The sequence below is a fragment of the Candidatus Baltobacteraceae bacterium genome (genome assembly GCA_036488875.1).
Lineage (GTDB): Bacteria > Vulcanimicrobiota > Vulcanimicrobiia > Vulcanimicrobiales > Vulcanimicrobiaceae > JAFAHZ01.
The window spans coordinates 207,206-225,405 of record DASXGW010000004.1 but is presented as its reverse complement, the minus strand read 5'-3'; the positions used below and the strand labels follow the sequence as shown (position 1 = coordinate 225,405).

Below are 18,200 nucleotides of genomic sequence, written 5' to 3'. Positions count from 1 at the left end.
ATGCGGGAGACGAGATATTCGAAGTGTGTGAATTGATCGTTACCGCGTTGCCGGCGCAGTAGCGCGACGACGGGCTCTAAGTTCCGCCACTCGTATCGATCGCGGGCGAGTATAGCTGCAAGAAATGATCGTCGAGCAATCCCTCGCTGACAATGAGTCCGAGCTGTGCATTCCAGTCGATCATGTACATCTCAGGATGCTTGCTGCGGTTGATCGGGCCGTACTCCAGTTCGTGACGATATCGCGGATCCTTGAGCTTTTCCCCGAGCTCCTCCTTGATGTAGTCGTACGGCCCCTGAACCTTATCGGACTGCCACATTTCCAGGATGGTCAACTGCGCTGCAAGCCAATTGCCGCGCCGAAGGTGGCGAAGTTGTACGAGCGCCGCGAGCGCGGTCAAAGCAATGACGATAAAGGTCCCTACAGAAGCGACCGAATTGAGCGTTTCAAGCGTCATCGGTGGTACGTAGTAAGCGTCGGTTCAAGGTCGTCTTCGGCGTCTAGCATTCAAGATCGGGATTAGACCTGCGCGGGGAGTTGGCCTGTTACGCTACGATTGGCCAGGTGTGCCGGATCGTGCGCCGCCGCTTTGAGGTTCCACGGCAGTAGATTTTCTATACGTGAAGTCCGATTGCAAAAGCCGAATTGCCACATGATGCGTGCGAACTGCCACACTTCCCCAGTGTGGCAACAAGGCAGTGTTTGTGGCGGGAGCGTATAGGAATCGAACCACAATTCGGGGGTTCCGGGCAATTCCTACCGTTACCGAATAGTGTTGGCCTGTTGCATTTTCAGAAGCCTTGGCTCCCTGCCAATGCCGTCGTGTCCCTTCCGTTTCCGACCGGTCCGTTAGAAAATGTTAGACGAGATGCTATGGTATGACTTCGAGAAGGCCCTGCTCAATTGCACCCCTTAGAATTGGCGCGGGATCGGCCTGACTACCGATCAATACCGTCAGCCTGTCCTTCGCGCGACTAAATGTAACATACACATCCCTAAGAGCTTGCTGTTCAAGAGCGGTTTGCAGTGCCGAATTTGAAACATATTTTGGAACGACCCCCTGTTCCAGGCCGACGGCGATTACTGCGTCGAACTCCTGGCCGCCGACAATTGCCGGCCGGCAAAGGGTCGTGAAGCTATGTCCGCGCGGGCGCTCCCCACGCCGCAACATCGGGAAAAAATCCAAGTCCTTTAATTTGTCCTTGAGTTTCTCTTCGAGCTCCAACCAGTAGGACTCGTTAAAACAAACGATCGCAATCTGCCTTAATCCATCGCGGCGACAGTCCCTAACAAGTTGGGCGACCGCGTTAGATAGAAATTCGTCGGCTCCGACGCGCTCCAAGTGTGGCTTGCTTCCATCGGACGTGTGAGAGGGCGTCTCGGTGGTCTTCGTGTAGTCAGGGAAATCCAGCGTAAAAAGCTCCGTGCTCTGCGAAATCACGTAAAAAGCCAAGTCGGCGATTCTAGCCGTCATTCGATGATTGTATCGAAGATTCTCGCGTTCGGCGTCCTTAATCCCAAGAAGAGCTAGACCTACCCGCGATTCGCCGAAAAACTGCTGGCCCTCGTCGAGAGCAAGAACGATTGGCACAAATGGTCGCTTCCCATTGCCGAGGTACTGAAAAATCTTGCGCTCATTTTCGTTGAACAATTGCGCCTCGTCTACAAATATATAGTCAAATCCCATAGATTTGCGCTGGTGGTGCCAGACAGGTGAGCTTAATTTTCCAAGCATCGTAAGAGCCACGTCATCAGTGTCAAGCACGCCGTACTCATCGAGCATATTCTGATATATCTGGAACGCTTGATATACGACCGCTCGCTCATCAGGCGTAAGAATCCCGTGCAGTTTACCGAGCGCAACGGAGGAGTTTACATATGACGTCTTATCGGATTGGAGATTTTGCGCTTTGATTGCCACGGAGAAGTCGGACCGCACAAATTCGCCAAACGTATTAAGGTCCTTAGCGATTACGCCGAGTACATCGGATCCCTTAACGATGGATTCGCTGATCTTTGCGGCCTCCAAAAACGCTTGATTAACGAATGCGAGCTGCGTATTCTTCGCATCTGCACTGGTCGGCTCAAGTAGATTAACGTCCCTTAGCAGCAGTGTGTCATTTGCATAACGCTCAAGCGTGGTCACGGCTATATTGTTGGCCAGAGTAAACTGCTTTGCGCCGAGCACCGCGAAACGCTCTCGAATAGCTAACTCCATCGGCTGGTTGTGCGTAATGAAGATTATCTTTGAAGCGGATGGATCGATGGTTTGCAGTCGCATGGCCATCAACTGCATTAGCAAAGTCTTGCCTGCACCAGCCGGCCCAATTATTCGGATTGGATGCTTGAGGACACCATCGCCCATGAGGATATTTAGCTGGTCCTCGGAAAGCGTGGTGCCATCGGACAACCACTGCTCGAAGGGCCATCCGGCGGTTCTATATTTGTCGGATTCTTCAACGGCGAGAGGCCCGGCGCGCCTTGTTACCTCGGTGAGCGGCGGCTGCTGTATCGGTGGACTAATTGCCATACGAAGTTCGACGAGCGCATTTTGCGTCAATAGTGAAGCAGAGCCTCGCGCTTCGCTTATGCGCTCTACAAGGGACTCAGAGAGGTCGCCCAGGATGGCCCGCTCAGCAGTTGCCGCAGCGCCAGCGCGCTTCCAGTCGCCCTCCGGACCAACGCAAACAACGACCTTTCTTGATACCGCCTGTGCTCTGACGGCGAGCTGGGTTTCGGCATAGCCGATACTGTAGTCGCGTGCTTCAGTGCCTCTCCCCGCAAGAACCTTATGACTACCGTCCTCGAAGTCCTGATGATAGTAGGCGGATTCGAATATGAGGTTACGCAAGCGATAGTTCAGAACGGTCAGCTCGCGTTCGAACGCTTCAAAGGCAATCCTCGGAAAATTGACTAGCCCGTACGTCCCAGAAAGCTTGATAAAGCCGAGCCCCTCATCCGCCAACCCGGTAAGATAATCGATGTTCCAAAAGCAAACCAGCCCCAATTTATCGTCATAGACCATTCGAACTGGGCCCTGCCTAAACAGTCCCATCTGCACTACCTTTAGCTTTTCAGGATCGCTGAGTGCGTCAAGGAGTGGCGTGCGTATAGATTCGTGTTCGAGTAGCCAGCCTGCTGTCTGCCATGTCGTACCAAAATAGAGCGCGTCGGGCACGAAACAGAGCCTCCGCTAGTCGCATTATTTGAAGTGGCACAGCTTGCGAGTTGGGTGCTGCCTATCCTTCTTTCACCCGCGGCTGCGCGGTTGTACAGTACCCAAGTTCAGACGCGAATCGAGCTTTCCGAACCATTTGCTCCGCCAGTCCTAGTCGCGCGTCATCGCAACGGGCAGCCTAGGCGGTACGTTAATCGTCAAAACCACATGCGTCCAGACGTTACGCCTTACAGTGCGGTTCGACGATACGTGCCTATGGTACGCCTTAGATTTGCGAGGAACGTCTGTTGTTCGCACTCCCAGAGTATTACGACAGATATACCAACGGCACGTAGCCGCTGCACGGTGCGACGATCTCTCGCGACCGTATTAGCGAGTTTCACCGCCCAAAAAGCCACATTTGTCCGCGGTTGCCTTCTACCTTTTGGACAATGATGCGAGTGCCAAAAGCAGCCGTGAACGAATACCGCAACCCTTATGCGCGGGATAAAGATATCAGGCCGACCCGGTAAATCCGCTCGGTGGAGCCTGTATCGAACGTGATAGGCCGAAAGAACTTGTCGAGCTGCGAGTTCACACGGCGTGTCCCTTGTGGCGACATTCTGCATTCTTCTCGATACGAGAACTGAAGTTTGCAGGGATTTCCGGAGGTGTCCCTCTTGTGCGGTCATCGCTAGGCGATCAGGGATGCGAGGTGCTCGCCTATTACTTTGCCAAGGAGCGGCGGCACGGCATTACCAATCTGCTTTACGATCTGTGAACGATTTCCGCAGAAAACAAAATCGTCATCGAATGACTGCAGTCGTGCGCCCTCTCTAGGGGTAAGGGCACGGTTCAGTACGGGATGTATGCAACGGTTCGATGCCGGATGAACAAAATTAACGGTGATCGTTACCGATGGGCAGTCGCCATCGAGCCGCGAATAACACGAGCTAAAGCCGCTGGTTATAAGGTGCTTCGGTATCGAATAAATATTTGGACCGGAGTGTTTGATGATACGAAGCATCTTCTTGGTGTGCTTCGTCGATCCGTGGAGCGTTAGCTTAGTCAAGCCCTTTCGCCTAGCTGCTTGGTACGCATTGGTCGGTGCTACGTCATACGCCAGTGATTCCTCGCCGGATTCGATCCTTGGTAAGTCGCCGATTGCTTCCATCACAGTTATAGCGGGCTCAAGGTTTGGCGCCCTGGTGAATAGCGTATCCTCATCAGGCAAAAGCATGCGTGTCCGATCACGGTAGCCAATCGTGCTTCCATTGGAACTGTGAGTTGGGTTAGGGAACGTTATCTTCGCTCCGCGTGGCAATCCTATGAAAATAAGTCGCTCCCTACGCTGCGGTATACCAAAGTGGGCCGCGTTAAGGATGCGCCAGTCGGTATCGTAGCCGAGTTGCTCGAAGCAGGTTTGCATTGCCTCGATCGTCTCGCCACCCTTATGCGTCGCGAGCCCAACGACGTTCTCAATAACGAGTGCTCTTGGTCGAAAATAGTTTACGAATGAAGCAAACTCTTCAAAGAGGCTATTCCGTGGATCGTCCTCCTCGGATGATCTAAAAGGCCTTATCGAAGAAAATCCCTGGCAAGGGGGACCTCCGATTATCACGTCAACCTGCCCACGACGTAGCTTGAGCATCTCCGCGACGTGTTCGCGTCGAAGCTTTCTTATGTCGCCGCTGACACACTTTGCATGGGGATGATTGGCAGTAGCGGTTCGCACAGCAACCGGGAGTAAGTCGTTGCAGAAAACCGTTTGGTACTCGGCGGACAGAGAGTTCTCGAAACCCTTTGAGAAGGCACCTGTTCCAGAGAACAGATCAAAAAGCCGATACGCCAAACCTTGCACCTCCGGTGGAGAATATATTCTCGTTGACCAAGCTTTCCCTCCTCGCCTAGACTCATCGCGTGTCGGAAAATGACGAGGGACTAGTCGCCGCATTTCTTGCGATCTTAAAAGAACTGCGCAACGATCAGAATCTTACTCATGAGTCTCTCGCCGAGCTTGCCGGGATTGACCGGACCTACATCGGCGTCTTAGAAAAGGGCAACTCCCAGCCCACGCTCGGCATGGCGCAGAAGCTCGCCGAAGCCCTAGGGTTTCCACTTTCCGGCTTGGTCGCTATGGCCGAAGGGCGAGCGGGTCTCGAAGCCGCGCCGCCAAAAGCTCCCGAGCGAACCGAACGAGCCGTTTCGACGGAGTTCTGCCACAACGTAGCGCAGTTGACTCACCTAACCGGCCTAACATGCGAAATGCTCGTTGAAGCGATCAGATATTGTTACGAAACGCTGGACATAATCGACGATCAGCTCATCGCGCACGGCTCAAACCGCCTTGCCGGCTTAGTGGAACTCGCGAACCTTTCTTCAATGGTCGGCAACCTTCTCGGAGCGGGAATCGCTCAAGCGTCGAACGGCCTTTACATAAGAAATGGACCGCATACTTATCCCGATCTTCTTCCGCAGAAGTCTCCCGCCGTTGACTTAGAACTCAAGGTAGCTCTCGAAACAAACCGTCCCAAAGGACATCTGCCAAAGGCGGGAACGTATATCACATTCCGGTATGTTCTCACAGATGAAGCAGGTGTGTTCACACGGGGCACCGCGAATCGAGGACTTCGCGCCTTTGTTTGGGAGGCTAAGGTTGGCGTTTTGACCAAGGACGACTTCGATATTAGCAGTACTTCGGGCGATTCCGGAAAAACCGCTGTTATTAAAACAAAAGTTCACGACAACATGAGCACCGTTTACCAAGTAGACGATTTAAATCCTTACGCTAGGCCGCGTATCGTCGAGGAGCGCCAGTTAGCTCTCCCGGAAATGCCTACTGAATAAGGCGCTCCTGGAGTGTCGTCGACAATTGAATCCATCGCTTATGACCGCGAGACCAGCGTGCTAAGCGTACGTTTTTTCGATGGAAATCTGTATCGTTTTAAGGATGTACCGTTACTGGTATACAAAACGTTCCTCAATGCAAGCTCTAAGGGCTCCTACTTCAATGAGTTCATAAGGGACGCATATGAGTACGAGCGCACCAAGTAGCCAATAGTGTTTGACGCCTCTATTCTCTGCAAGCGGTCGTCTAGCGTAGTACCCGGCTCAGGCAAACACCGGGACCTTACGTCGAGATCGCAAGTTTCCGCGGTCGAAGGCGCGTCGCAGCCGTGGCTTCAGCCCCGGCATTAACTCAAAGGTGTGCGAGCACGCGCTTTACTTGCACGGGATTCCATCGGAGGCCACGTCGCGTTGTGTGTCCTTCAGAGTTCAGGGATTCGGCAATCGAACGCAGAGAGCAGCTAAGAACAATGCTGTTGCTAGGTGGCGGGAGCGTATAGGAATCGAACCTACCAGCCGAGTTGCCCCGGCCTCAGCGGTTTTGAAGACCGTGCGGGCCACCAGACCCGTACACTCCCATGGTTGCGATTATTTGCAAGGGCGATGCTGATTCACTTTGCACGTTCTGTCAGAATTGGAAGCGCATGCGCGTGCTCGTTCATAAGAACGCGGTTTGATAGGGAGCACGATAAGGTGATCTGGGTAACATTTCCCCTCCATTCAGCTTTTCTTTGCCTTCAGCCTTGGCTGGAGCATGCTAGCAGCCGAAGACTACTAGCATAACGGCATCCCGGCTTAGATTATCTAACCTGGGCCTTCCGTTGCACATTGCGACCATAAAGGGTGTGGCATTTAATGTACATGCTGTCTAGCCTGCGCCGTTATCACCGCGCCGCCCTCGCCATTCTTGGGTTGGCAGCGCTCTTGCTCGACGGCTGCTCCTCGTCCGCGTCGTCGTCCACCGCGCCCCCGAAGGGCGCGATCGATTTCTGGAATACCGGCGTCACGGTCGTTAACGATTCCGCACAATGCGCCTGGGTTACACCGTATTGGTCGAATGCAGTCACGACGTGGCACATCTTCGACGGCGGCCCTATGGCCCATCCGCACGTCGTCGAAGCCGGAAAGAGCTACACCTTCGGTTATTTGCTGATCGCTCACAGCTTTATCGTTCCGACGCTTCACATCAAGGTGCTCGCAGAGATGCAAAGGAGTCCCGGCTGCGGCGGAAACACAGGCCAAAGTCCGGCAAACGAAAACACGGACCTTCATCCGATCGGGTCGGACGCAAACGTTTGCGCGCACATTAAAGCGTCAAACGGCGGCTTTTCCGTAACCGAACCCAAACTCGTGCATGACCCCGTAGACTGCTAACGCAGACTACGACGCAACGTTCGATCTCGGCGTTGCACCTCGGCTCACGTATGACGTCATTCGGTCGCCGACGTTTAGGGGATAACGGTTCGCACCCTTTGAACGTTGCCGGTGCTGGAGGCGTAGTATGAAACGCAGAGATCTAGGTATGGCGGTAATTGGTGCCGCTGCGGGCGTTGCCGGTTGCAGCCAACCTGTGACGTCGCTCCTCGTGCCCGACGCGAACGCCGCTAACGTTACCGTGCCGAACGACGCCGCGATGGTCGAAGCTGTAGGCTTAGCTCAAGTGCAAGTCAACACCGTCGTAAGGTTGTATCTGCAGCCGCGGCAAAAAGGCTATTGGCGGGCCTCGGTGTTCGGACCGAGCGGCGCCGTCGAATACGACAAAACGAAGCTCGACGACGAGTCCGTTCTTCAAGCCAAAGTCCTGACGACGCAAAAGGCGTCCATCGCGCTCATCGGCGGCAACGGCTTGAAATACGTAGCCGTAGACTTCAATTAAAGATATCGTAGCCGGTAGGATCGTGCCGGCGGCCTGCGCCGTCGTCATCCTGGCGGGGTGCGCGAATATAGCGCGCTTGCTGCCGTCCTCGGTTGCCTCTACGGTGTCTGCGAAAACCACTTGCACCGGAACCGCGATCCGTCCCTCTGACGATCGCGCGGTCCAGCGCGTGCTCGACGCACGTCCGCCCGGCACGACGTTTTGTTTTGCGCCCGGAACATACCGGTTCACGCGGCCCGTCAATCCTAAAGCCGGACAACGCCTCGTTTCGACGGTGCGCCATGGTGCCGTCCTCAACGGGGCGGCAATCGTCGGGCCGTTTTCGCGATCCGGGAACGCCTTCGTCGCTCGTGCCTTTCTGAAACAATCGCCGGAATCGAGCCTGAACTGTGCCGTTCCCAAATCGCTCTGCGATACGCGCCAAGACGTTTTCTTCGACGGCAAGCCGCTTACGCGCGTCACGTCGCGCGGGCTCGTTGGGAAGACAACGTTCTACGAAGATTTTTCGACCGGCCGGCTGTGGCTGGGCGTTAACCCGTCCGGACACGTCGTGGAACAGGCTCTAGCATCCGCCTTGGTCTGGTCGTCCAACGGCGGAATCGTCGTCGACGCCTTCGTCGTCGAGTTCGCAGCCAATCGCGCGCAGAGCGGCGCAATCCAGAGCTACGGATACTCGGGCACCGGATGGACACTCGAAAACAACGTCGTGCGCTATAACCATGCTGCCGGTATCGCGTCGGTTCCAGACCGCGGAAACCATGGCGGCTCGCTCATTACCGGTAATACCATCGCCGGCAACGGCCAAGAAGGCATCGCTGCCGTCGGCGACGCGCTCACCATACGCGACAACGAGATTACGCGCAACAATCGGGTGAACTATAGCTGCTGGTGGGAATGCGGCGGCGCAAAGTTCGCCGGCGGACCGGGATACGAGTCGCGAGACCTCGTCGTCGAGGATAACGACGTTCACGACAATAACGGACCGGGCTTTTGGAACGACATCAACAGTTATAACGTGGTTTACCGCCGTAACCGTGTGGTACGGAACGTCCAAACCAACGGCCCGTACGGCTACACGGTAGGCTCCGGCATCTTCATCGAAATCAGCGACCGGGCGCTCATCGAAGACAACCTCGTCGAAAACAACGGACCGCCGGCCTCACGCCAGGGCACGATGTCGTTTTACCTCGGCGCGCAGATCGAAGCGTCTGCCAGCGCCAACGTGACGGTGCGCAGCAACCGCGTTAGCGGCGCCGGAGGCATTGGAATGCTTCAGCAGGCGCGCAGCGATTCGTGCGTTTTCGGTACGGCCCGCGCAGCATCGTATCCTGACGGCACGCCGGTATGTCCGCACCGCTATCGCGGCAAGTCGATTCATTGGGTTCACGACAACACGTTCGAGAACAACGCGATCGTCGAGACCGCGGCCGCCGGTCGCGCCGAAGTCGCCGGCTTGGATTGCGACCTGCACCACGACGGCGCCGCGTTCTCGCCGGCAAACCACAACGTCTACGCCGAGAATAGCTACACGCTGCCCGAGCGAACCGGCGCCTACTTCAGCTGGCTCAATAAGCTCATGCGCCCCGCAACCTGGACCGCTCACGATCAAGACGCGGGAAGCAAGTTCTGATCTTCTCTTACGAGTTTTTGCCGGCGGCGAAACGGAACTGTCCGGGGTTCCAGACGCAAATGGTGCCGTCGTTCATCGCGAACGATTCGTAGCCGTCGACGTCGGGATTGAAGTCTTCATTGAGCGCCTTGGTTTTGGGCCAGTTGACGGCCGGCTCTTGGCGTGCGGTCGCGCGCGCTTTCTGATTCGAAAACTGCGGCGCCTTGAGGTGGGCGTTGAGCGCAGTCGCCAGCCGTTGTGCGTCGTTCATGCGTGGGGGTATGCAGAGGCCGCTTGTGGATACCCTCCCGCGGCAAGCTGAGAACCCCCTCGGGTTCATGAACAGGCCCGGTGGGAAAACTGCGGCCACTATGGTTACGACCGTACCTGATCTTTCCCAGAGTCCGCCGCGCAGCGGCCGCTCGATGCTAGGGCATTATGCCTGGCTCGGTCGCCTTGCAGACAAGATCCGTGCGGAACAAGCCGGCACCAGCGGCGACTATACGGGCTACTGTCCGTTGTCGACCGGCTTTCTGGAACGCGCCGGCGTCAAGCAAGACGCATTCGACGTCCTGATCTCTCAGGGGGCCGACGACGAGAAGCTGGTGACGTATTTCGACCGGCACGTCTCACCCTCGAGCCGGGAGCGGGCCAACGCGTTCGTGCTCGACGAGCACCGCTCGGATCTCGACCGCCAAGACCGGGAGGAAGGCAGGCTCTAGTTTCCCTGCGAAACCGAGGAGATGCACCTCGCGCAGGGGCGCTCGGCTAGCGGCGATCTTCTCGAACATCTGCTGTCGATTACGCACGATATTCTGCAGACCCAGGATATCACTTCACCACTCGAGTCGATCGCGCAAAGCGTAGCCACGCTCTTCGGTTGGCGTTTCGTGACGATCGTTGCCGCTGACGAACCCGGCGGCGACCTCTATCGCCGCGTGCTTTTGGGCTTTGGCGAACAGGTCATTCGCGAACGGCTCGGCGAGCGCATCGCTCGCAACGACATCAAAACGCTGCTCCTTCCCGAGTTCGAAGTGCTGCCGAACTGCTTCTACAATCCGGCCGAACGCGAAGTGTTCTGGGCGCGCTCCATCTATCTCGGACAGAGTACCGGGCACGAGCCGCGCACGGCGCCCGACGCCTGGCACGAACGCGACTCGCTGACCTTGGTGTTACCGGATCGCGACGGCGGCATGCTCGGCTACCTTTCGACCGACGGACCGGTCGACGGCAAGGTGCCGTCGATCGAAACGCTTCGCCAGATGCAGCTCTTCGTCAACCTCGTAGGCCTTGCGTTGGCCAACGCACGCGCGCACTTGTCGGAAATCGAGCGGCGGCAGCTGCTCGAAGAAAACGTGGCGCTGCAGAACGAGTTTTTCGGCATGGTCTCGCACGAAGTTCGTTCGCCGCTGGCCGCGATTCGCGGCGCGACGTCGCTGCTGGAAACGCATTGGGAAACGATGGGCGGCGAGCGCCGCGAGGAGTTGCTCAACGTCTTGGGCAGCGCTACCACACGCCTCGCGACCATCTTCGAAGATTTTCTTTTACTCTCGCGGATGGACGCGGGACAACTTTCGCTCCGCATGACCAGCGTCGCGCCGATCGCGATCATCGAGGAGTCGATCGCGCGGCTGCGCAGCGAGCACCCGGACCGTTTGTTCAACGTCGCGTACCTCGACCCGGTGCCCAACGTTCTGGCCGACGAAGGTCGTTTCGTTCAGATCGTCGCGAATTTGCTCTCAAATGCCGTGAAATACTCGTATCCCAATAGCCCGATCCATATCGAGATCAAGCCGGTCGGCGAGCGCGAGATGGGCGTGTACGTGGTCAACGAGGGCATCGGCATCCCGGCCAGCGACACCGAGAAGCTGTTCAAGCGTTTCGGCCGGCTGACGTACGACAACGGCTCGACCGGTCTGGGACTCTACATTTGTCGCGAGCTCGTGACGATGATGAACGGAGCCATCGGACTGGAAAGCGAAGGTGGACGGCGAACCACGTTCTGGTTCACCCTACCACGCACCACCGAGCAATAAACAGCAGCATTTCGTGAAAACTCGACCCGACATTCGCAACGTCGCGATCATCGCGCACGTCGATCACGGCAAAACCACGCTGGTAGACGCCATGCTCAAACAAAGCGGCGTCTTCCGTGAGGGCCAGCTGGTCGCCACGCGCGTTCTCGACTCAAATCCGCTCGAACGCGAGCGCGGCATCACCATTCTGGCCAAAAATACCGCGGTGCGTCACGGCGAGGTCAAGTTCAACATCGTCGACACGCCCGGCCACGCCGACTTCGGCGGCGAGGTGGAGCGCGTGCTGCAGATGGTGCAGGGCGTGCTGCTGCTCGTCGACGCGGCCGAAGGCGTCATGCCCCAAACGCGCTTCGTGCTGCGCAAAGCCCTCGAGCTCGACCTGCGAGCCATCGTGGTGGTCAATAAGATCGACCGCAAGGACGCGCGCGCGCAAGAGGTCGTCAACGAGACCTTCGATCTCTTCATCGAGCTCGGCGCCAACGACGAGCAGGCGGACTTCCCGGTGCTCTTCACCAACGCCAAGGCCGGCATCGCCAAACGTACGCTCGAGGAATCCAGCGATTCGTTGGAGCCGCTCTTCGAGACGATCGTCGCGCGCATTCCCGACGCGCCCGCCGAGGAAGGCCCGTTTCAGCTATTGATCTCGGCGATCGACCACAACAAGTACGTCGGACGCATCGGCATCGGGCGCATCTTCCGCGGCAGCTCGTCGGTGAACGCGCCGATCGCCAAGGTCGCGCGCGACGGAACGGTTGCCGGCGGCTTGCGCTTGACCACGCTGCTAACGTTCGCCGGGCTCGAGCGCCTCGAAGTCGAGGAAGCCTCGGCCGGCGACATCGTCTGCGTTTCGGGTATTGAAGATCTCAACATCGGCGATACCATCGCCGACGCATCGTCCCCCGAAGGTATCCACGCCGTCGCGGTCGACGAGCCGACCGTCTCGATGTTCTTTTCCGTCAACAACTCGCCGTTTGCGGGACGCGAAGGCAAGTACCTGACGTCGCGGCAAATTCGCGAGCGACTGATGCGCGAGCTCGAGTCGAACGTCGCGCTGCGCGTCGCCGACACCGAATCGGCGGACACGTTCGAAGTGCGCGGCCGCGGCGAGCTGCATCTCTCGATTCTCATCGAAACGATGCGCCGGGAAGGCTACGAACTCGCGGTCTCCAAACCGCAGGTCATCGTCACCGAGCGCGACGGCAAACGCTGGGAGCCGGTCGAGTACGTGGTCGTCGACGTGCCGGAGACGTACTCCGGCGCAGTGATCGAAGCGCTCGGGCGGCGTAAGGCGATGATGTCGAACATGATCAACGTCGGCGAGTCGCGGCGCTTGGAATACACCATGCCCACGCGCGCGATATTCGGCCTGCGCGGCGAGCTGTTGACGCTCACGCGCGGTACGGCGGTGATGTCACACACGTATTACGATCATCAGGAGTGGCAGGGCGAACTGCCGGGCCGCAACGTCGGAGCGCTGGTCGCCACCCATACCGGGCGCACGACGGGTTATGCGCTGATGGGCGTCGAGCAGCGCGGCGAGTTCTTCATCGGGCCGGGCGTCGACGTCTACGAAGGCATGATCGCCGGCCGCGCCAACGACGATAAAGACGTCGGGCTCAACGTCGTGCGCGAAAAGAAGCTGACGAACATGCGGGCCGCCGGCTCCGACGAAAACGTGGCGCTCGCGCCGCCCGACGAGTTATCGCTCGAGCGCGCGATCGAGTTCATCGAAGACGACGAGCTCGTCGAAGTGACGCCGCAATCGATCCGCTTGCGCAAGCGCATCCTTAACGAGAGCGACCGGCTCAGAGCCAAGAAACGCGAACTTAGTCGCTCGTAGTAAACCGGTAGACCGTCGTCGACTTGAAGTGCTGACCCGGCCGCAGCGCGGTGCTGGGAAAGTTTGGGTGGTTCGGCGAGTCCGGAAAATGCTGCGTTTCCAGTGCGAAAGCGTTGCCCTTGCCGGTGTACAGCTGCAATCCGGGCTCGGTGGTTTCGACGCGCAGCTGGCGTCCCGAAGCGTCGTCGAATGCCTCGGCCACGACGCGCAGATCGCCGGTAAACGCGTCGAGGACGAAGTTGCAGTCGAACGCGACGTTGCCGATCGGCCGCATCTTGCGAAAGTCGCGCACGGTTCCGGCGATCGGCGAAATCTCACCGGTCGGAATCATTGCGCGGTCGACGGGCGTGTATTCGTCCGATGCGATCCAGAGCTGCTGCGTCGCGATGCTCGGACTGACGGAACCACTGAGATTGAAGTACACGTGATTGGTGAGATTGACGACCGTCGGCGCGTCGGAGGTCGCGCCGTAGGCTATGCGCAGCGCCGCTTCGTCGTCGAACGAATACACGACGTTGCAGCCGAGATTGCCGGGAAAGCCTTGATCGCCCGCCGGGCTGTTGAGCGAGAACTCCACGCTCATCGTGCTGCCGTCGATCGACGTGCGCGTCGCCCCGGTTTTCCAGGTGCGTTTGGTAAAGCCGTCCGGTCCGCCGTGAAGCGTGTTCGCCCCTTCGTTGGCGGCGAGTTGGTAGACGCGGCCGTCCAACGCAAAGCGCGCGCCGGCAATCCGGTTGGCGTAGCGGCCAACTACTTTACCCGCGCTGCCGCCTTCGTCGACGCTAACGTCTCCCACCCGGCCCTGACGGTCGCGCACGTAGATCCCGGTGATGCCCGCGCCCAGTGGCGAGAGCTCAACGCGCTCGCCCCGGGCGTTGAAAAGCACGACCGTGTCTTTAATCACGAGCAGTGAATTTGCGCGAGCCTCAGACGATTACCTATCAATGGCAGCTTCACCGCGAGCTCTGTTTTCCGTGTTGGCCCTCGCAAGCGCCGTCGCTTGCTCGACGCACTCCGGGATCGTTCCAGGACTACAGCCGGTCTCGTCCGCGGCGGCTACGCCGGCGCCGCACGGCCTGTTGCCGCTACACGTCAACGGCGCCGACAAAGCCGGACTCAACCTTCGCCTGCAAGTCGCGGGCGGATCACCGCTGCCGTATCTCTTCGACACCGGGTCGTCGGGTCTATGGGTATATTTCAACGCCGCCGGTCCGCGCAAAAACTACAAGAGCACGCATCTGCGCACGACCAATACGTACAGCAGCGGTATCGTCTACGAGGGGACCGTCGTCCGCACGAACGTTGCGTTCGAAAATGGATTGACCGCTGCATCCGTGCCGGTCGTCATCGTCGACGGCGCCGGCTGCGCGACAAAAAGCTGCCCGGCGCAAGTGACGGCGCAAAACTGCCCCAACGTCTACAAGCGGCACCCGCGCGATCACGCGGGAGTTTTGTGTTTGGAAGAGGGGCGCGCGCTGTTCGGCACCTTTGGCGCCGATATCGAACCGGCGCTGGTTCCATCGCCCTCGCCCCCGGCCACCGCGCCGCCGGGCCCCGTCGTCTTATATAACGTGCTCTTCGGCATCGCGCCGTGGGCGACCACATTCGTCGTCGTCGCGCCGCACGAGCTGCAGCTTGGCCCGCGGGACGCGGCGACGGCAGGCTTCACCTACGTCAAAATGTCGCCGAAGCCATTAGCGACGGACTTGCCCAACGGCGCTCGCAGCTGGGAACGCGACGTCAATCTCTGCTATACCATCGGCTCGTACGTCAAGCGCGCGTGCATCGCGACGGTCTTTGACACCGGCGCGCACAACGTCGAATTCCAAACGGAGACGCCGTTTGCAATCCCGACTCAGCCCGCCGGATGCGAGTTCGTCGTGAAAGGCCTGGCGTTTGCGCTCGCGCGCGGCGACCGGACGACGATCGGTTCGTTTTCGACGGGCTATAGCGCGAACTACAACGCCGCTCACTTAGCCACGCCCAAGCCGGGAAAGACGCCCGAGGTCAACACCGGTTTGACGTTTTACAACCGCGACGAAATTCTGTTCGACGCGGCGCATGGCCGCGTCGGATTGCGCCCGTTACCCGCTCCGGGCCATCTCGCGCGAAGCGGATGCAGCGGCTAACGTAAACGTCAGCTCGCCGCGAACGTCGTCGAAGCCGACTTCGACCGTGACGCCGTCGTGGATGTCGCCCGCGAGGATCTTACGTCCGAGCGGCGTTTCGAGCTCTTTTTGAATCGTGCGCTTGAGCGGGCGCGCACCGTAGTTGGGATCGTAGCCCACTTTGACGATGTGGCGTTTAGCCGCCTCGGAAAGCACGAGGACGATACGGCGCTCGGCCAACCGATGGCGCAGGCGTTCGAGCTGAATCTCCACGATCTCCTCGAGCTGTTCCTCGTTCAACGCGTGGAAAACGATGATCTCGTCGACGCGGTTGAGGAACTCGGGCCGGAAATGCTGCCGCATCTCGTCGAGCACCGTCGCGCGCATCACCGCGTAATCGGCGCCGTCGAACGACCCCTTAAAGTCGAGAATGCGGTGGCTGCCGATGTTCGACGTCATGATGACGATCGTGTTTTTGAAATCGACCGTACGCCCCTGACCGTCGGTTAGGCGTCCGTCGTCGAGAATCTGCAGGAACACGTTGAAGACGTCGGGATTCGCCTTTTCGATTTCGTCGAACAGGATCACCGAATACGGTCGCCGGCGCACCGCTTCGGTGAGCTGGCCTCCTTCTTCGAAGCCGACGTATCCCGGAGGAGCGCCGAGCAGACGCGCCACGGTGTGCTTCTCTTGATACTCCGACATGTCGATGCGAATCATCGCGCGCTCGTCGTCGAAGAGAAACTCCGCGAGCGCGCGAGCGAGCTCGGTTTTTCCGACGCCGGTCGGCCCCAGGAAAATGAACGAACCGATCGGGCGATTGGGATCGGCCAGGCCCGAGCGCGAGCGCAGCACCGCTTCGGCAACGGCCGTAACCGCTTCATCCTGTCCGATCACGCGTTCGTGCAGCTCGTCCTCGAGATGCAGCAGCTTCTGCTTCTCGCCCTCGAGGAGCTTGGAGACCGGGACGCCGGTCCAGCGCGAAATCACTTCCGCAATATCGTCTTCGTCGACTTCCTCTTTCGAAAGCCGAGCGCCGTCCTTACTTTGAAGCGCGCTCTCCTCGGCCGCCAACTGCTTTTCGAGCTGGGCGAGTTTGCCGTAGCGCAGCTCGGCAACGCGATTGAGATCGTACTGACGCTCGGCCTGCTCGATCTGCACCTTCGTCTGCTCGATCTGCTCGCGCAGTCCGCGCGTCTTAGTGACGCCGGCTTTTTCGGCGTCCCATTGCGTGCGCAGCCTCGTCTGCGACTCCCGCAACGTCGCAAGCTCTTTCTCGAGCTCTTCGAGGCGCCGGCGGCTAGCGGAATCGTTTTCCTTGCGCAGCGCTTCTCGCTCGATCTCGAGCTGCATGACGCGACGCGATACCTCGTCGAGCTCTTGCGGCATCGAGTCGATCTCGGTTCGCAGCTTGGCGGCGGCCTCGTCGATGAGATCGATGGCCTTGTCGGGCAAGAAGCGATCGCTGATATATCGATTACTCAGCACGGCAGCGGCCACGAGCGCTGCGTCTTTGATACGCACGCCATGATGCGTCTCGTACTTCTCCTTGAGACCGCGAAGAATCGAAATGGTGTCTTCGACGCTGGGCTGATCGACGAGCACCGGCTGGAAGCGACGTTCGAGCGCCGCATCTTTTTCGATATATTTGCGATACTCGTTGAGCGTGGTCGCGCCGATCATGTGCAGCTCACCGCGCGCCAGCATCGGCTTGAGCAAGTTGCCCGCATCCATGGCGCCTTCGGCTTTGCCTGCGCCGACGACCGTGTGCAGTTCGTCGACGAAGAGCAGAATCTGCCCCTCGGAGTTGGCGACGTCTTTGAGCACGGCTTTGAGCCGCTCTTCGAACTCGCCGCGATATTTCGCTCCGGCGATGAGCGCGCCCATGTCGAGCGACACGATGCGTTTGTTCTTCAATCCTTCCGGAACGTCGCCGCGCACGATCCGCTGCGCCAAGCCTTCGACGATCGCCGTCTTGCCGACGCCGGGATCGCCGATGAGCACCGGGTTGTTTTTCGTCCGTCTCGACAACACCTGAATGACGCGGCGAATCTCCTCGTCGCGTCCGATGACGGGATCGAGCTTGCCGCGTTCGGCTTCGAGCGTTAGGTCGCGTCCGTACCGTTCGAGCGATTTGTACGTGCCTTCGGGATCCTTGGTCGTAACGCGCTGGTTGCCGCGCACCTCGCGCAGCGCCTGCAGTATCTTATCGCGCGTCAGACCGGCATCGCGAAAGATGCGTCCGACGTCGCCGGAGTTTTGCGCCATCGCGAGCAGCACGTGCTCGACCGACGTGTAATCGTCTTGCAGCGCTTTAGCTTCGCTCTCGGCGGAATCCATAACGCGCGCAAACTCGGGCGCAATGGTGACCTGCGCGGAATCGGCGTTGCTTCCACCCAAGCGCGGAAGCCGGCCGATTGCTTCGTCGACCTTTTTCTCGATCGTTTCGGGGTCGGCGCCGGCCTTACTGAGAATGTCCGGTGCGATGCCGCGCTCTTGCTCGAGCAGTGCGGCGAGCATGTGCAGCGCGGTCGTCTGGGGATTATGCTCGCGAAGGGCACGAGTATAAGCGGCGTTAAGCGCGTCGCCGACGCGCTCCGTCATCTTGTCTACGTTCATGTGTGCTCCATAATACCGCCGAGGCGCCCAATTCGTTGCAGGTTTCCCCTGCTCTGGACGGTTTCCGCTTTGGCTAGGGCAGAAGGAACCGGGCGCAGGCTACCCGTC

The 18,200-nt window shown here is 58.8% G+C and carries 14 protein-coding genes and 1 tRNA gene; 8 read left to right on the top strand and 7 right to left on the bottom strand.

The features are described from left to right. Positions 1 to 76: 76 nt before the first annotated feature. The 3 genes from VGG89_06585 to VGG89_06575 form a co-directional block, all read right to left on the bottom strand. On the bottom strand, positions 77 to 457 hold the full coding sequence (locus tag VGG89_06585; GenBank protein HEY1976188.1) for a hypothetical protein: 381 nt from the start codon (positions 455 to 457) through the stop codon (positions 77 to 79). A 414-nt stretch (positions 458 to 871) separates the two neighbouring features. Next, on the bottom strand, positions 872 to 3,178 hold the full coding sequence (locus VGG89_06580) for a UvrD-helicase domain-containing protein (protein ID HEY1976187.1): 2,307 nt from the start codon (positions 3,176 to 3,178) through the stop codon (positions 872 to 874). A 673-nt stretch (positions 3,179 to 3,851) separates the two neighbouring features. Further along, positions 3,852 to 5,009 carry a DNA cytosine methyltransferase gene (locus tag VGG89_06575; protein HEY1976186.1) on the bottom strand — a complete coding sequence of 386 codons (1,158 nt, stop codon included), beginning with the start codon at positions 5,007 to 5,009 and terminating at the stop codon, positions 3,852 to 3,854. A 68-nt stretch (positions 5,010 to 5,077) separates the two neighbouring features. Here VGG89_06575 and VGG89_06570 point away from each other — a divergent pair, with 68 nt between their 5' ends. After that, positions 5,078 to 6,004, top strand: a complete 927-nt coding sequence (locus tag VGG89_06570; GenBank protein ID HEY1976185.1) for a helix-turn-helix transcriptional regulator — start codon at positions 5,078 to 5,080, stop codon at positions 6,002 to 6,004. A gap of 484 nt (positions 6,005 to 6,488) precedes the next feature. On the opposite strand, the gene VGG89_06565 is transcribed toward VGG89_06570, so the two are convergent. Then, positions 6,489 to 6,582, bottom strand: a tRNA-Sec gene (locus tag VGG89_06565). Positions 6,583 to 6,859: 277 nt separating this feature from the next. Here VGG89_06565 and VGG89_06560 point away from each other — a divergent pair. From VGG89_06560 to VGG89_06550, 3 genes are all read left to right on the top strand, one after another. Further along, a complete protein-coding gene (locus tag VGG89_06560) occupies positions 6,860 to 7,378 on the top strand; it encodes a hypothetical protein (protein ID HEY1976184.1) in 519 nt (172 codons plus the stop codon). A gap of 127 nt (positions 7,379 to 7,505) precedes the next feature. After that, positions 7,506 to 7,880, top strand: coding sequence for a hypothetical protein (locus VGG89_06555; protein ID HEY1976183.1), 375 nt, complete (start codon positions 7,506 to 7,508; stop codon positions 7,878 to 7,880). Positions 7,881 to 7,983: 103 nt separating this feature from the next. Further along, complete coding sequence (locus VGG89_06550) at positions 7,984 to 9,510, top strand: right-handed parallel beta-helix repeat-containing protein (GenBank protein ID HEY1976182.1); 1,527 nt, start codon at positions 7,984 to 7,986, stop codon at positions 9,508 to 9,510. A 7-nt stretch (positions 9,511 to 9,517) separates the two neighbouring features. Here the strand turns inward: VGG89_06550 and VGG89_06545 are convergent, their stop codons facing one another. Beyond that, positions 9,518 to 9,760, bottom strand: a complete 243-nt coding sequence (locus VGG89_06545) for a hypothetical protein (protein HEY1976181.1) — start codon at positions 9,758 to 9,760, stop codon at positions 9,518 to 9,520. Between VGG89_06545 and VGG89_06540 the strand changes: the two genes are divergently transcribed. From VGG89_06540 to typA, 3 genes are read left to right on the top strand one after another with little or no spacing between them, the layout of a single operon-like run. Then, complete coding sequence (locus VGG89_06540) at positions 9,759 to 10,211, top strand: DUF5069 domain-containing protein (GenBank protein HEY1976180.1); 453 nt, start codon at positions 9,759 to 9,761, stop codon at positions 10,209 to 10,211. The genes VGG89_06545 and VGG89_06540 overlap by 2 nt on opposite strands. Positions 10,212 to 10,232: 21 nt before the next feature. Further along, positions 10,233 to 11,525 carry a HAMP domain-containing sensor histidine kinase gene (locus VGG89_06535; GenBank protein ID HEY1976179.1) on the top strand — a complete coding sequence of 431 codons (1,293 nt, stop codon included), beginning with the start codon at positions 10,233 to 10,235 and terminating at the stop codon, positions 11,523 to 11,525. Positions 11,526 to 11,538: 13 nt separating this feature from the next. Next, positions 11,539 to 13,365 (top strand): translational GTPase TypA, encoded by a 1,827-nt coding sequence (typA, locus tag VGG89_06530; protein HEY1976178.1) that lies wholly within the window; start codon positions 11,539 to 11,541, stop codon positions 13,363 to 13,365. Here typA and VGG89_06525 read toward each other — a convergent pair. Further along, the gene (locus VGG89_06525; GenBank protein HEY1976177.1) at positions 13,352 to 14,269 is read right to left on the bottom strand and encodes an aldose epimerase family protein; all 918 of its coding nucleotides are present in this window, start codon (positions 14,267 to 14,269) and stop codon (positions 13,352 to 13,354) included. The two genes, typA and VGG89_06525, sit on opposite strands and share 14 nt — an antisense overlap. A gap of 73 nt (positions 14,270 to 14,342) precedes the next feature. Here VGG89_06525 and VGG89_06520 point away from each other — a divergent pair, with 73 nt between their 5' ends. Beyond that, positions 14,343 to 15,494 carry a hypothetical protein gene (locus VGG89_06520; protein HEY1976176.1) on the top strand — a complete coding sequence of 384 codons (1,152 nt, stop codon included), beginning with the start codon at positions 14,343 to 14,345 and terminating at the stop codon, positions 15,492 to 15,494. Here the strand turns inward: VGG89_06520 and clpB are convergent. Next, positions 15,450 to 18,092: an ATP-dependent chaperone ClpB gene (gene clpB, locus VGG89_06515; GenBank protein ID HEY1976175.1), complete on the bottom strand. Its 2,643-nt coding sequence runs from the start codon at positions 18,090 to 18,092 to the stop codon at positions 15,450 to 15,452. The genes VGG89_06520 and clpB overlap by 45 nt on opposite strands. Between the last annotated feature and the right edge of the window lie 108 nt (positions 18,093 to 18,200).